This is a genomic window from Brevundimonas aurantiaca (assembly GCF_904830995.1).
Taxonomy (GTDB): Bacteria; Pseudomonadota; Alphaproteobacteria; order Caulobacterales; family Caulobacteraceae; genus Brevundimonas; species Brevundimonas aurantiaca.
The window spans coordinates 687,806-700,886 of the sequence record NZ_CAJGVD010000001.1 but is presented as its reverse complement, the minus strand read 5'-3'; the positions used below and the strand labels follow the sequence as shown (position 1 = coordinate 700,886).

Annotated in this window: 11 protein-coding genes; 7 read left to right on the top strand and 4 right to left on the bottom strand. The window is 67.9% G+C overall.

Annotated elements, in window-relative coordinates:
- Position 1 precedes the first annotated feature (1 nt).
- The gene (locus JMT67_RS03520; protein ID WP_201462701.1) at positions 2–1,156 is read right to left on the bottom strand and encodes a bifunctional 2-C-methyl-D-erythritol 4-phosphate cytidylyltransferase/2-C-methyl-D-erythritol 2,4-cyclodiphosphate synthase; all 1,155 of its coding nucleotides are present in this window, start codon (positions 1,154–1,156) and stop codon (positions 2–4) included.
- 92 nt (positions 1,157–1,248) lie between these two features.
- Here JMT67_RS03520 and dusB point away from each other — a divergent pair, with 92 nt between their 5' ends.
- From dusB to JMT67_RS03485, 7 genes are all read left to right on the top strand, one after another.
- Positions 1,249–2,304: a tRNA dihydrouridine synthase DusB gene (dusB, locus tag JMT67_RS03515; protein ID WP_183215333.1), complete on the top strand. Its 1,056-nt coding sequence runs from the start codon at positions 1,249–1,251 to the stop codon at positions 2,302–2,304.
- Complete coding sequence (locus tag JMT67_RS03510; protein WP_183215335.1) at positions 2,301–4,568, top strand: sensor histidine kinase NtrY-like; 2,268 nt, start codon at positions 2,301–2,303, stop codon at positions 4,566–4,568. The genes dusB and JMT67_RS03510 overlap by 4 nt, the downstream gene beginning before the upstream one ends.
- 10 nt (positions 4,569–4,578) lie before the next feature.
- A complete protein-coding gene (gene ntrX, locus JMT67_RS03505; protein WP_182713081.1) occupies positions 4,579–5,985 on the top strand; it encodes a nitrogen assimilation response regulator NtrX in 1,407 nt (468 codons plus the stop codon).
- Positions 5,985–6,848, top strand: coding sequence for a D-amino-acid transaminase (locus JMT67_RS03500; RefSeq protein ID WP_201462700.1), 864 nt, complete (start codon positions 5,985–5,987; stop codon positions 6,846–6,848). Before ntrX ends, JMT67_RS03500 begins: the two co-directional genes overlap by 1 nt.
- A 104-nt stretch (positions 6,849–6,952) precedes the next feature.
- Positions 6,953–7,198 (top strand): RNA chaperone Hfq, encoded by a 246-nt coding sequence (gene hfq / locus JMT67_RS03495; RefSeq protein ID WP_054766962.1) that lies wholly within the window; start codon positions 6,953–6,955, stop codon positions 7,196–7,198.
- The gene (gene hflX, locus JMT67_RS03490; protein ID WP_201462699.1) at positions 7,199–8,512 is read left to right on the top strand and encodes a GTPase HflX; all 1,314 of its coding nucleotides are present in this window, start codon (positions 7,199–7,201) and stop codon (positions 8,510–8,512) included.
- 3 nt (positions 8,513–8,515) lie between these two features.
- On the top strand, positions 8,516–10,156 hold the full coding sequence (locus JMT67_RS03485) for a Na+/H+ antiporter (protein WP_054765904.1): 1,641 nt from the start codon (positions 8,516–8,518) through the stop codon (positions 10,154–10,156).
- A 3-nt stretch (positions 10,157–10,159) separates the two neighbouring features.
- Here the strand turns inward: JMT67_RS03485 and JMT67_RS03480 are convergent, their stop codons facing one another.
- From JMT67_RS03480 to JMT67_RS03470, 3 genes are read right to left on the bottom strand one after another with little or no spacing between them, the layout of a single operon-like run.
- Positions 10,160–10,816: an HAD family hydrolase gene (locus JMT67_RS03480; RefSeq protein ID WP_054765903.1), complete on the bottom strand. Its 657-nt coding sequence runs from the start codon at positions 10,814–10,816 to the stop codon at positions 10,160–10,162.
- A gap of 8 nt (positions 10,817–10,824) precedes the next feature.
- Positions 10,825–11,619: a nucleoside triphosphate pyrophosphohydrolase gene (gene mazG / locus JMT67_RS03475; protein WP_201462698.1), complete on the bottom strand. Its 795-nt coding sequence runs from the start codon at positions 11,617–11,619 to the stop codon at positions 10,825–10,827.
- Positions 11,616–12,971 carry an MFS transporter gene (locus tag JMT67_RS03470; protein WP_201462697.1) on the bottom strand — a complete coding sequence of 452 codons (1,356 nt, stop codon included), beginning with the start codon at positions 12,969–12,971 and terminating at the stop codon, positions 11,616–11,618. The genes mazG and JMT67_RS03470 overlap by 4 nt, the downstream gene beginning before the upstream one ends.
- Positions 12,972–13,081: the final 110 nt, after the last annotated feature.

Sequence of the window (13,081 nt, the reverse complement as noted above, 5' to 3'; positions counted from 1 at the left end):
GTTAGGCCGAGACCGGCATCTCCACCGTCGCTGCGGCCTGGGCGGCCAAGCCCTCGCCTCGGCCGGTGAAGCCCAACCCTTCGGATGTGGTGGCCTTCACGCTGACGCAGTCCAGCGGCAAGGCCAGCAGATCGGAGATCCGTTCGCGCATGGCCTGACGGTGCGGCTTCACCTTCGGACGTTCGCAGATCAGGGTCACGTCAACATTGACGATGCGGCCGCCGCGCGCCGCCACCAGTTCGGCGGCGTGGATCAGAAACTGGTCGGAGGCGGCGCCCTTCCACTTCGGGTCGGTGGGGGGGAAATGATCGCCGATGTCGCCGGCGGCGATCGCTCCCAGCAGGGCGTCGGTCAAGGCGTGCAGCCCGGCGTCGGCGTCCGAATGGCCGATCAGGGTCTGATCATGAGGAATTTCGATCCCGCACAGCCAAACTGAATCGCCGGGCCCCCAACGATGGACGTCGAAGCCAGCGCCCATGCGGGTCTGGTAGCGGGTCTCTTGCGACAGCAGGGCCTCGGCCATGGTGAAATCCTCGGGATAGGTCAGTTTCATTAGTCGGGCGTCGCCGGCGACCAGGGCGATCCGGCCGCCGTGGCGGCGCACCACCACGGCCTCGTCTGTCGGGGTCTCGGTCGGGTTCCAGGCGGCATAGGCCGATTCCAGGAGTCCACGGCGGAACGCCTGGGGGGTCTGAGCCCGCCAGAGGTCCTCGCGGTCCACCGCCTCGGCCATCAGCCCGTCCGATCCCCGACGCAGGCTGTCGGCGACGGGCAGGACGGGCAGGGCGCCGTCGGCCTGATCCAGGGCGGCGACCACGCGGGCGATGACGGCGGCGTCCAACAGCGGCCGGGCGGCGTCGTGGACCAGCACGGGCTGGTCGTCGGGACAGGTGAGGGCCGCCAACCCCGCGCGAACGGACTCCGCCCGCGTCGTCCCGCCGACCACGGCGCGCCACCCCGTCAGCCCGTCCATCACCTCGGCGGCGCGATCCTGAGCGTCCGACGCTACGACCACGACCAGCTCCTGGGCGCCGGCGTCCACAAGCGCTTGGGCGGACCAGCGCAGAACCGGCTTTCCGCCCAGGGTCCGCCACTGTTTTTCGCCGCCGGCCCGCGTTCCGGAACCGGCCGCGACAATGATGGCTGAGAAGATCATGCCGTCTTCTAGAGCGCGACGTTGAGCCGGGAAACCGTCAATCCGCGCTGTCGCGCTTGACGAAAGGGCGCGCAATGCGGCGAAAGGCGGGAATGTCCAAATCCTTGACCATCGGCGACGTCACCGTGCCCGGCCGCGTGCTGATGGCGCCGATGACCGGCGTCACCGATCTGCCGTTCCGCATCCTGGCCTCCAAACTGGGCGCGGCCTATGTGGCGACCGAGATGGTGGCGGCCAAGGAGCTGGCGCGGGCTCGGCCCGACGTGGCGCGGCGCGCCGCCGTCGGCGCGGGCCTGCCGCTGACCGTGATCCAGCTTGTGGGGCGCGATCCGGGGCAGATGGCCGAGGGGGCGCGCATGGCCGAACAGGCCGGGGCGGACATCGTGGATCTGAACTTCGGCTGTCCGGCCAAGGAGGTGACGGGCTCGGCCGCCGGATCGGCCCTTATGCGGACGCCTGACCTGGCCTGTCGCATCATGGAGGCCGTGGTGGGGGCCACCGGTCGTCCGGTCACGGTCAAGATGCGGCTGGGCTGGGACGACGACAGCCGAAACGCTGCGGATCTGGCGACGCGGGCCGAGGCGCTCGGGGTCAAGGCGGTGACGGTCCATGGACGAACCCGCCAGCAGTTCTATACCGGAAGGGCGGACTGGGACGCCGTGGGCGCCGTAAAGGCGGCCGTTCGCATTCCCGTCATCGTCAACGGCGACATCGTCACGCCTGAAGACGCGCGCACGGCCCTTGAGCGGTCCGGCGCCGACGGTCTGATGCTGGGACGAGGCGTCTACGGCCGGCCCTGGCTGGCGGCCCATTTGGAACAGGCGCTGAGCGGCGCGACGGCGCCCCAGGAGCCGGGGCCGGAGGCGCGACTGGCGATCGTGATCGACCATCTGAGGGCCTCGATCGACTTCTACGGCCTGCCGCTGGGGCTGAAGATGTTCCGCAAACATCTGGGCTGGTACATCGAACAGGCGCCCTGGCCGGCCGATCCGCAACACCGTCGTCAGGCCAAGGCAAGAATTTGCCGCCTGGACGATCCAGCGGCCGTCGAGCAGGAAATGGCGGGGCTGTGGCGGCGAAATTTACCAGGCGATCTCAATTCGGCTGTTGAAACGCCGCCACAGTTCGCGGACACTGCTGTGGCATGACGGATACGCCCTCAGCCGTGACCTCTCGCACCGACCCTTCGTCGGGCGACGAGTCGTTCTGGGGGCGTTTCGAAACCGAGCGGGCGCGGGCGGCCTTCGGTTTAGCCTACGCCTTGGCCGTTATCGTTACGGCGGCGGCGGTATGGCTGGTCGCGGTGGCGCCGGGCGCCAGCGCCGGTGCGGCGCGAGGATCGGCCGGTCAGATCGTGCTGTTCGTCCTGATCGCCAATCTGATCCTGATTTCGGGTCTGGCCTTCATCGTGGGACGTCGCGTCCTGGTCCTAGCCCGCAGCACCAGCGAAGCGGGTTCGCGCCTGCACCTGCGGTTCGTGGCCCTGTTCTCGACGGTGGCGGTGATTCCGGCGGTTCTCATCGCCCTGGTCTTCGGTGTGCTCGTGACGCGGGGGGTCGATCAATGGTTCAGTCAGAACGTCCAGGCCTCGGTCGAAAACGGCGCCGTGGTCGGGCGCGCCTACATCCAGGACGTCGCCACAGCCGTCGATGCGGATCTCGTCACGATCGCGGATCAACTGACCAGCGCACGCGGACTGTTCGACGACCGTATTCAGTTCAACGACGCCTTGGCTCAGATCGGAGACATCTTCGGCTATCCCGCGATCTATATTCTTGACGGTGATCGGGAGGTGCTGGCGCGAGCCGAAGGACCGGGGGCGCCGCCCTATCTGGCTCCGCCGCGTTCCTATCTGGAAGACGCCGTCCAGGGCGGCAAGCCGCCGACGGACGTCACCCAGCACCCCGACACCGTGCGCTCCCTGATCGCTCTGCCAGCCTATGGCGACGCCTATCTTTATCTGGTGCGGCCGCTCCAGGACGGTCTGGTGGCGCGAATGAACGCCTCGAGCCAGTCGATCCAGGCCTATCGCGAAGCCCAGGAGAGCCGCGCCCGAATTCAATCGGCCTTCATTCTCAGCTATCTGGAGACCGCCCTGCTGGTTCTGGTTGGAGCGGTCTGGCTGGGCATGTCGGCGGCCAGCAGCATTTCGGTCCCGATCGGGCGGCTGGTGAAGGCGGCCGGCCAGGTGGCGGCGGGCGACTTCAGCGCCCGGGTGGACAGCGACGGGGCGCCAGGTGAAATCGCCACCCTGTCGGAGGCCTTCAACCGCATGACGGGCGATCTTCAGGCCCAGCAGTCGGCGCTGAAGGCGGCCAGCGAAGACGCCCAGGATCGCAGCCGTTTCATCGAGACGGTGCTGTCCGGCGTCAGCGCCGGGGTGATCGGTCTGGATCGGCGCGGACGAATCTCGGCCATCAACGACAGCGCCCTGCAACTGCTGCACATCGAAGAGGCCGAGGTTCTCGGCCGTGAACTGGCGACCCTGTCGCCCGAGCTCAGCGATCTGGTCGGACGGGTCGAGGCCCATATAGAAGAGGACATAGATCTGAGCCGCGAAGGCGAGACCCTGCGTCTGCGCGTGCGCATCGAGGGCGGTCAGGGCGGCGAGATGGTGCTGACCTTCGACGACATCACCCGGCTGGTCACGGCCCAGCGCAACGCCGCCTGGCGCGACGTGGCGCGGCGTATCGCCCATGAGATCAAGAATCCCCTGACCCCGATCCAACTGTCGGCCGAAAGGCTGAGGCGGAAATACAGGGACAAGGTGGACGAGGTGGAGATCTTCGACCGCTGCACCGACACCATCATCCGCCAGGTGGGGGACATCGGCCGGATGGTGGACGAATTCTCGTCCTTCGCCCGCATGCCCGCGCCGCGTTTCGGGGCGGCCAACCCCGCCGAAATGCTGCGAGAGGCGGTGTTCGCCCAGCGGGTGGCGGCGGCCGACATCGGCGTGGACCTGATCGAACCCCTGCCCAGGACGAGCCTGCGGTGCGACGCCCGGATGGTGGGACAGGCGCTGGTCAACATCCTGAAGAACGCGGGCGAATCCGTGGCGGCGCGCCGTGCCGCCGAAGGCGCAGCGCCCGGACCTGAGGCGGCGGCCATAATCGCCTCCCTGATCATCGAGAACGAGACGGCCGTCTTCGTGGTGGAGGACGACGGCGTCGGCCTTCCCGCCAAGGACCGCGATCGCCTGATCGAACCCTATGTCACCACGCGCGAAAAGGGCACGGGCCTGGGCCTGGCCATCGTCAAACGCATCTGCGAGGACCACGGCGGCGAGCTGAAGCTGGCGGACGCCGAGACCCTGCGCGGCGCGCGCGTGTGCCTGATCTTCCCCCTGAAACCCCACGGCAAGACCGGCGATGTGACGGAGCGCAAGCTCCAGAGCGTCGTCGCCGAATAAGCGAGGCAAGATGCGACCTACCGGTTCCGACATTCTGGTCGTCGACGACGAGGCGGACATCCGCGATCTGGTTTCGGGCCTGCTCGAGGATGAGGGGCACGCCGTGCGCGTGGCCGCCAATTCCGACGAGGCCCTGGCGGCGATCCGCGCACGGAAGCCCTCGCTGGCGATCCTCGACATCTGGATGCAGGGCGGCGGTCTGGACGGGCTGGAACTGCTGGAGGTGGTCAAGGAGATCGACCCCGACCTGCCGGTGGTGATGATCTCGGGCCACGGCAATATCGAGACGGCGGTGACCGCGCTGAAGCGCGGCGCCTATGACTTCATCGAAAAGCCGTTCAAGTCGGATCGGCTGGTGGTGGTGGTCGAGCGGGCGATCGAAGCAGCGACGCTGAGACGCGAGAATCGCCGTCTGCGCGCGCAGACGATGACGCCGTCCGGCCTGATCGGCCGCTCCCAGGCGGCCCAGGCCCTGCGCAGCACCATCGCCAAGGTGGCCCAGGCCAACAGCCGGGTGCTGATTTCCGGTCCGGCCGGGTCGGGCAAGGAGCTTGTGGCGCGTCAGATCCACGAAGCCAGCCCGCGCGCGCGCGCCGAGTTCGTCGCCATCTCGGCCGCCGGAATGACGCCCGAGCGACTGGACGTCGAACTGTTCGGGGAAGAGGGACAGGACGGCCGGCCGCGCAAGATCGGGGTGTTCGAGCGGGCGCACAACGGCACCCTCTATCTGGACGAGATCAGCGACATGCCGCGTGAGAGCCAGAGCCGCATCCTGCGGGTTCTGGTGGATCAGCGCTTCCGTCGGGTCGGCGGCGAACAGGACGTGCAGGTCGATGTGCGCGTCGTCACATCCACTTCGCGAGACCTGAAGACGGAGATTGCCGAAGGCCGGTTCCGTGAAGACCTGTTCCACCGCCTGAACGTCGTGCCGATCCGGGTGCCGGCCCTGTCGGAGCGGCGCGAAGACATCGCCGAACTGGTCGATTATTTCGTCGAAACCATCAGCGCTTCGCAGGGCCTGCCTCGGCGTGTGGTCGGGGAGGACGCGGTGGCGGTGCTGCAGGTCCATCCCTGGCCGGGCAACATCCGCCAGCTGCGCAACAATATCGAACGGCTGCTGATCCTGGCGACAGGCGATCCGAACGAGCCGATCACCGCCGACATGCTGCCGCAGGAGGTCGCCACCTCGAACAGCCCGTCCTCCAGCCTGGGGGCGGAGCGCACCATCGCCCTGCCGCTGCGCGAGGCGCGCGAGGTGTTCGAACGCGAGTATCTGGCCGCCCAGATCATGCGCTTCGGCGGCAACATCTCCCGCACCGCCGCCTTCATCGGCATGGAGCGGTCGGCTCTGCATAGAAAGCTGAAGTCGCTGGGTGTTTCTCCCGCGCGAGGCGGAGATGAGGACGAGGCCGACTGATGTCCCGCGTCGCCTATGTGAATGGAACCTATCAGCCGCACGGCGAAGCCGTGGTCCATGTGGAGGACCGGGGCTTTCAGTTCGCCGACGGGGTCTATGAGGTCTGGTCCGTGTTCGACGGTCGGCTGGCGGATTTCGACGGCCATATGACGCGGCTGCATCGCAGCCTCAATGAACTGCGCATCGACATTCCCATGTCGGTCGCCGCCCTGACGCGGGTGCTGCGCGAGACGATCCGGCGCAACCGGGTGAAGAACGGAATCGTCTATCTGCAGGTCACGCGCGGCACGGCGCGGCGCGACCATCCCTTCCCCGCGCCGGGGACGCCGCCCAGCGTCATCGTCACCGCCAAGTCCATCTCGCCCGCACGGGGAGAAGCTCAGGCGAAAAAGGGCGTCGCCGTGTTGACCCAGCCCGACATCCGCTGGGGACGCTGCGACATCAAAACGGTGGGGCTCTTGCCGAACATCCTGGCCAAACAGGCGGCGCGGGAGGCCGGCGCCTATGAGGCCTGGTTCGTCGACGACATGGGCCTGGTGACCGAAGGCTCCTCGACCAACGCCTGGATCGTGGATGAGAACGGAAAGCTGCGGACCCGCGACACCCAGGCCAACATCCTGAAGGGCTGCACGCGCACCACCCTGATGACCCTGATCGAGGAACAGGGCCTCGAACTGGACGAGCGCCCCTTCAGCGTCGAGGACGTCAAGCGCGCGCGCGAAGCCTTCTTCACGGCCGCCGGCGCTTTCGTGACCCCCGCGATTTTGATCGACGGAACCAAGATCGGGGACGGCAAGCCGGGGCCGATTACATTGAAGCTGCGGCGGCTCTATCTTGAACGCGCGCGTCGAGAGGCCATTTAGGGCGTTGCCGGAGCGGGGAGGCGCCGTCTAAGGTCGCTGCCGGCCCGTTCGGCCCCGACGCCGCTCCCATGGCGACGAACAACCAAGAACAGGAAAAACCTGCCATGTCGCAAGACAAACGCCAGAACCTTCAGGACACCTTCCTCAACTCGGTCCGCAAGACCAAGACGCCGCTGACCATCTTCCTGGTCAATGGGGTCAAGTTGCAGGGCATCGTGACCTGGTTCGACAACTTCTGTGTGCTGCTGCGCCGCGATGGCCAGTCCCAGCTGGTGTACAAGCACGCCATCTCCACCATCATGCCGTCCGCGCCCGTGCAGCTGTACGAGCCCGACGCCGAAGACGATTGATTGACCCAAAAACTGATTGATCACGCCGCCCCGGTTCAGCGGGCGGTCGTCATCCACCCCGACGGACGGTCGGAGTCGCCGCGCCTGGCCGAAGAACGCCTCGAAGAAGCGTCCGGCCTGGCCCGTGCCCTGGACCTCGACATCCGGGGCGAAGAGATCGTGCGCGTGCGCAAGGTCGCGCCGGCGACCCTGTTCGGATCGGGCAAGGTGGACGAACTGGCCGCCCTGATGCGGGCGGCCGAAGCCGATGTGGCCGTCATCGACGACGCCCTGACGCCCGTTCAGCAGCGCAATCTGGAGCAGGCTTGGGAGGTCAAGGTCATCGACCGCACCGGCCTGATCCTGGAAATCTTCGGCCGCCGTGCGCGGACCAAGGAAGGTCGGCTGCAAGTCGAACTGGCGCGGCTCGACTATGAACGGTCGCGTCTGGTGCGGACCTGGACTCACCTGGAGCGCCAGCGCGGCGGCACCGGCTCGACCGGCGGCCCCGGCGAAACCCAGATCGAGCTGGACCGGCGTCTGATCGCTGACCGGATCGTGCGGCTGAAGGCCGAGCTGGAGGAGGTGCGCCGCACGCGCGGTCTGCACCGCAAACAGCGCCAGAAGGTCCCGTTCCCGACCGTCGCCCTCGTCGGCTACACCAATGCGGGCAAGTCGACGCTTTTCAACCGATTGACGGGATCGGAGGTCTTCGCCAAGGATCTGTTGTTCGCCACCCTGGACACGACCCAGCGCACCATCCGCCTGCCGCAGGGCCGGCCGGCCATTGTAGCGGATACGGTCGGCTTCATCTCCGACCTGCCGCACGAACTGGTCGAAAGCTTCCGCGCCACCCTCGAAGAGGTGGGCGAGGCCGATCTGATCCTGCACGTCCGCGATATCGCCTCGGCCGACAGCGACGCCCAGGCCAAGGATGTGGAGGCCGTGCTGAAACAGATCGAGACTCCCGAGGGCAAGACCCGTCGGGTGCTGGAGGTCTGGAACAAGATCGACCTGCTGGACGAGGAGGCCCGCGAGACCATTCTTGGTCAGGCCGAACGTCTGGCCAAGGACGGTGAGGCGGTCGCCGTCTCGGCCTGGACGGGCGAGGGGATCGAACGCCTGCGCCAGACCATCGCCGGCCTGATCGACGACGATCCGGAGACGCGCCTGACCCTGTCGCCCGAACAGGGCGAGGCGCTGGCCTGGCTTTATGAACATGGCCGGGTGACGAGGCGGGACGCGGAGGAGGATGGCCGCACCCATGTCACAGTGAGGCTTCATCCTGCCGCCCTGGGGCGGTTCGAGCGCCTGTATCCCAGCCTGACCGACTGAACCATGCATCTGATCGAGACCGTCCTGCTGCTGCTTCTGGCCGTCGTGGTGTCGGGATCGGTCGCGCGGATCACCCGTATCGCCCTGCCGCTGGTGCAGATCGGTCTGGGGGCCGCCATCGTCCTGGCGACCGGGACGACGGTCGATCTGAAGCCGGACATCTTCTTTCTGCTGTTCCTGCCGCCCCTGCTGTTTCTGGACGGTTGGCGCATCCCCAAGGAGGCCCTGTTTCGCGACCGGGCCGTGATCCTGGAACTGGCCCTGGGGCTGGTGCTGTTCACCGTCATCGGCCTGGGCTTCATGATCTGGTGGATGATCCCCGAGATGCCCTTGCCGGTGGCCTTCGCCCTGGCGGCGATCCTGTCTCCGACCGACCCAATCGCCGTCCAGGCCATCGCTGCGCGGGCCCCGATACCCAAGCGGCTGATGCATATTCTGGAAGGGGAGTCGCTGCTGAACGACGCCACGGGCTTGACCTGTATGCGGATCGCGGTCGTGGCGGCGACCACCGGCGCCTTTTCCTTGGGCGGGGCGGTGGCGACCTTCGCCTGGCTGTCTGTGGTCGGGGTGGCGACGGGCGTGCTGGTCACAATCGCCATCAGCTACGTCAAGGGTTTCGTCAGTCGGCGCTGGGGCGAGGATGTCGGGGCGCAGATCCTGGTCAGCCTGCTGATCCCCTTCGCCGCCTATCTGGTCGCGGAAGAGCTGAGGGCGTCGGGCATATTGGCCGCCGTGGCGGCGGGCGTGACCATGAGCTTCACCGAGCGGGGCGGCGGCGTAGGCGGCCAGTCCCTGGCCATGACCCGCATCCGGCGCGGGGTGGTGTGGGACACGGTCCAGTTCGTCGCCAACGGCATCATCTTCGTGATTCTGGGCCAGCAGATGCCTTCAATAATGGCGCGCGCGGCCGAGGTGGTGCGGGGCACCAGCCGGCCCGAGGTCTGGTGGCTGGCTGTCTATGTCCTGGCCATTGTCGCGGCCCTGGCGGCCTTGCGTTTCGTCTGGGTGTGGACGTCGCTGAGGCTGACCCTGTTTCGGCGCCGCCATCGCGGGCCGCCGCCCAAGGTCGGACTGCGGCTGACCATGGTCATGTCTCTGGCGGGGGTGCGGGGCGCCATCACCCTGGCGGGCATCCTGACCGTGCCCTTCTTCCTCGCGGACGGCTCGCCGATGCCGTCCCGCAATCTGGCGATCTTCCTGGCGGCTGGGGTGATCATCGTCTCCCTGCTGCTCGCCACCTTCGCCTTGCCGCGTCTGATGAAGGGGGTGGAGCTGCCCCCCGAACCGTCACAGGAGCGGGAAGAGGACAGAGGGCGCGTCGCTGCCGCCTCGGCCGCCCTGCGCGCCCTGGAGGATGCGTCCCACGCCATGGCCGAGGGCAAGGCCAACCCTGACCTCTATTCCGACGTCGCCAGTCGGATCATGGAGATCTATCGCCGCCGCATCGAGACCCATACCCGCACCGAAGAAGACGACGCGGCCGTGGCGCGCAAGATCGATCAGGTGGAGCGCAAGCTCTGGCTGGCGGCGCTCGCGGCGGAGCGGGAAGAGCTCGGCCGGATGGCGCGCTTACGCCGGCTGGACGAGGTGACGGCGCGCAAGATGATCCGCGAGGTCGATCTGCAGGAACTGCGCTACCTTTGACGCTCAGCGGTCCATGAAGGCCGCGACCGCCGCATAGCTGTCGGCGATATGGTGGGCGCCGCGGGCGACCAGACGGTCGGCGTGGCCGTCGCGGACATGGCCTCCGGCGGTCAGGCCCACCACCGTCATGCCGGCGGCGACCCCGGCTGTGACGCCCGCCTCGCTGTCCTCGATGACCAGGACGCGGCCCGGATCGACACCCATGCTTTCGGCGGCGTGCAGGAAGATGTCGGGGTGGGGCTTGCCGCGCTCGACCGCCAGGCCGGTGAAGACGGCGCCGTCGAAATGATCGGTCAGGCCGAACAGGTCCAGGCCGACGCCGATCCAGTCAGGGCCGCTGGACGAGGCGATGCAGCGCGCCTCGGACCGGGCGGCGACGAAGTCGATCAGGCCGGGCACGGGCTTCAGATGGAGCGGGGCGCGGGCCCGGCAGGCAGCGAACCAGGTGGTGTGGAAATCCTCCGGGCAGGGCCGGCCCAGGGCCGCCTCGACCACCGGCCGGTTGTCGCGCCAGCGCCGGCCCGTATAGGCGGCGAGGACATCGTCCAGGCTGGTGGGCAGGCCGATGGCGGTCAGCTGCTCGGCCATGACGGTGCTGTTCAGCACCTCGCTGTCGGCGACCACGCCGTCGTAGTCGAAGATGATCAGGTCGTAGGTCATGCGGCGGCTCAGGAGGACGAGCCGGCCTTCTCGGCCGCCTTTGCGGCGTCCCAGAGGCGGTCCATCTCCTCCAGCGTCGATTGGTCGGGGGTGCGGCCGGACTTGGCCAGTTCCGCCTCGATGAAGCCGAAACGGCGCACGAACTTGGCGTTGGCGGCGCGGAGCGCATCCTCGGGCTCGACATCCAGCTTGCGGGCCAGGTTGGCGACGACGAACAGCAGGTCGCCCAGCTCCTCGCGGGCCTTGGCCTGATCGCCGGCGGCGATCTCGACGCGCAGCTCCTCGACCTCTTCGGCCAGCTTGTCGAACACCTCGTCGGTCGAGGGCCAATCGAAGCCGACGCGGCCGGCGCGTTTGGTCAGTTTGGCGGCGCGGGTCAGGGCGGGCAGGCCGACGGGGACATCGTCGAGGACGCCGGGCTTCTTGCGGTCCTTGCGTTCGGCGGCCTTGATGGCTTCCCAGGCCACGGTCTGTTCTTTTGAAGTCCGTTGGGCTTCGTCGCCGAAGACATGGGGGTGGCGGCGTTCCAGCTTGTCGGCGATGGCCGTGACCACGTCGTCGAAGGCGAACAGGCCCTGTTCCTCGGCCATGCGGGCGTGGAAGACGACCTGGAACAGCAGGTCGCCCAGTTCACCCTTCAGTTCGACCAGATCGTTACGCTCGATGGCGTCGGCCACCTCATAGGCCTCCTCGATCGTATAGGGGGCGATGGTGGCGAAGGTCTGCTCCACGTCCCAGGGGCAGCCGCCGTCCGGGTCGCGCAGCCGCTCCATGATGTTCAGGAGCCTGTCGATGGGCCTCATGCCCGCGCCTCCGCATCGCGGGCGTCCAGGGCCTTGCGGATCTCGTTATGGCGCGCGGCGGTCAGCGGATAGTTCTTCAGCACCCAGGCGGTCAGGGCCAGAAGCAGGCCGGGGACGGCGATGAACAGGATCTGGAGCGTCAGCAGGGAGGTGTCGCTGTTTCCGTTCGGGCCGGGCACGGCGCGGAAGCCGACCCACTGGAGGATCAGATAGGGGACCAGGGCCACGACGTGGCCGATCTTGGTGGTGGCCGACAGGATGGACAGCATCAGGCCGGTGCGGTCGACGCCCGTCTCGAACCTTTCCTGGTCGCCGGCGTCGGCCATCATCGCGCGGGTCAGGAACAGGCCGGCGGCGTAGGGCAGGCCGGCGATGAACATGACGACGGCGGTCAGGACGAAATTGCCGCCGGGAACCAGGGTGGCGCCGACATAGAGGACGGCCGAGACCAGGCTGGCGATCGCCAGGCCCCGATCCTTGCCGACCCGGGTCGCCAGCCAGGCCCAGAAGGGGGCGCCGCACAGGCCGGCGACGAAATAGAACAGCATGAAGAGCCCGGCCTCGGTGTGGTCGTAGCCGCGGATCTGGCCGAAGAAGAAGAACAGCAGCGAACCGGTGATGCCCGGCGCCACGCCCAGCAGCAGATCGGCGATCAGCAGCTTGCGCACCACGGGCGTCTTCAGCAGGGCCAGATAGGCGCCGAGACTGCCGTGCGGTTGATCCCCGGCGGTGACGGGTTCGGGCACGGCGGCCATGGCCAGGCCGATAGTGACCGGCAGGGCGATGATGATGCCCCAGCCCATGATCCGCACCCCGTCGGCATAGGTGCCGATGCCGGTCTGGACCACCACGGTCGGCAGGACCAGGATCAGCACCACCCCGATGATGTTGAACACCTGCCACCAGCCGTAGACGCGGCTGCGTTGGTCGTACTGGGGCGCGAGGACGGCGGCCCAGCCCAGCTGGCCCAGGGTGCCGATGGAGAAGCCCAGATACAGGAACAGCAGCCAGCCGAACAGATAAACCGCCGGGGCGCCCGGCTGGACCACGACGAACATCATCAGGGCCGCCAGCATCAGCATGGGGGTGGCCAGGGCCAGCCAGGGACGGTAGCGGCCGAAGCGGGTCTTGGTCTTGTCCATGCCCCAGCCCAGGAAGGGGTCGAAGACGATGTCGATCAGGCGCACCGCCATGAAGACGGTCGCGACCACCCCCAGCTCAAGCCCCACATGGGTGGCGTAGAATTCCGGCAGGGTGACGGGCAGGGCCACGCCGAAGGCCGCCAGCGGCAGGCAGGGGCCGGAGAAGGCGGCGAGCACGGCGTTGGAGCGACGGGGCGCGGCGGCGGTCATGCAACGGGTCCGGGGCAGCCCGGATGAGTCGGGCCGATGCAAGATTGCAGGTTTGGACGCGGGAGCGGAGTCGGATTCGGGCGGAAGGGCGTCTGCGCGCTTGCTCCCTC

Excerpts from the sequence above, each read along its gene's own strand:
- JMT67_RS03520 (WP_201462701.1), bottom strand. The coding sequence starts at position 1,156 with ATGATCTTCTCAGCCATCATTGTCGCGGCCGGTTCCGGAACGCGGGCC.
- dusB (WP_183215333.1), top strand. The coding sequence starts at position 1,249 with ATGTCCAAATCCTTGACCATCGGCGACGTCACCGTGCCCGGCCGCGTG.
- JMT67_RS03510 (WP_183215335.1), top strand. The coding sequence starts at position 2,301 with ATGACGGATACGCCCTCAGCCGTGACCTCTCGCACCGACCCTTCGTCG.
- ntrX (WP_182713081.1), top strand. The coding sequence starts at position 4,579 with ATGCGACCTACCGGTTCCGACATTCTGGTCGTCGACGACGAGGCGGAC.
- JMT67_RS03500 (WP_201462700.1), top strand. The coding sequence starts at position 5,985 with ATGTCCCGCGTCGCCTATGTGAATGGAACCTATCAGCCGCACGGCGAA.
- hfq (WP_054766962.1), top strand. The coding sequence starts at position 6,953 with ATGTCGCAAGACAAACGCCAGAACCTTCAGGACACCTTCCTCAACTCG.
- JMT67_RS03485 (WP_054765904.1), top strand. The coding sequence starts at position 8,516 with ATGCATCTGATCGAGACCGTCCTGCTGCTGCTTCTGGCCGTCGTGGTG.
- JMT67_RS03480 (WP_054765903.1), bottom strand. The coding sequence starts at position 10,816 with ATGACCTACGACCTGATCATCTTCGACTACGACGGCGTGGTCGCCGAC.
- mazG (WP_201462698.1), bottom strand. The coding sequence starts at position 11,619 with ATGAGGCCCATCGACAGGCTCCTGAACATCATGGAGCGGCTGCGCGAC.
- JMT67_RS03470 (WP_201462697.1), bottom strand. The coding sequence starts at position 12,971 with ATGACCGCCGCCGCGCCCCGTCGCTCCAACGCCGTGCTCGCCGCCTTC.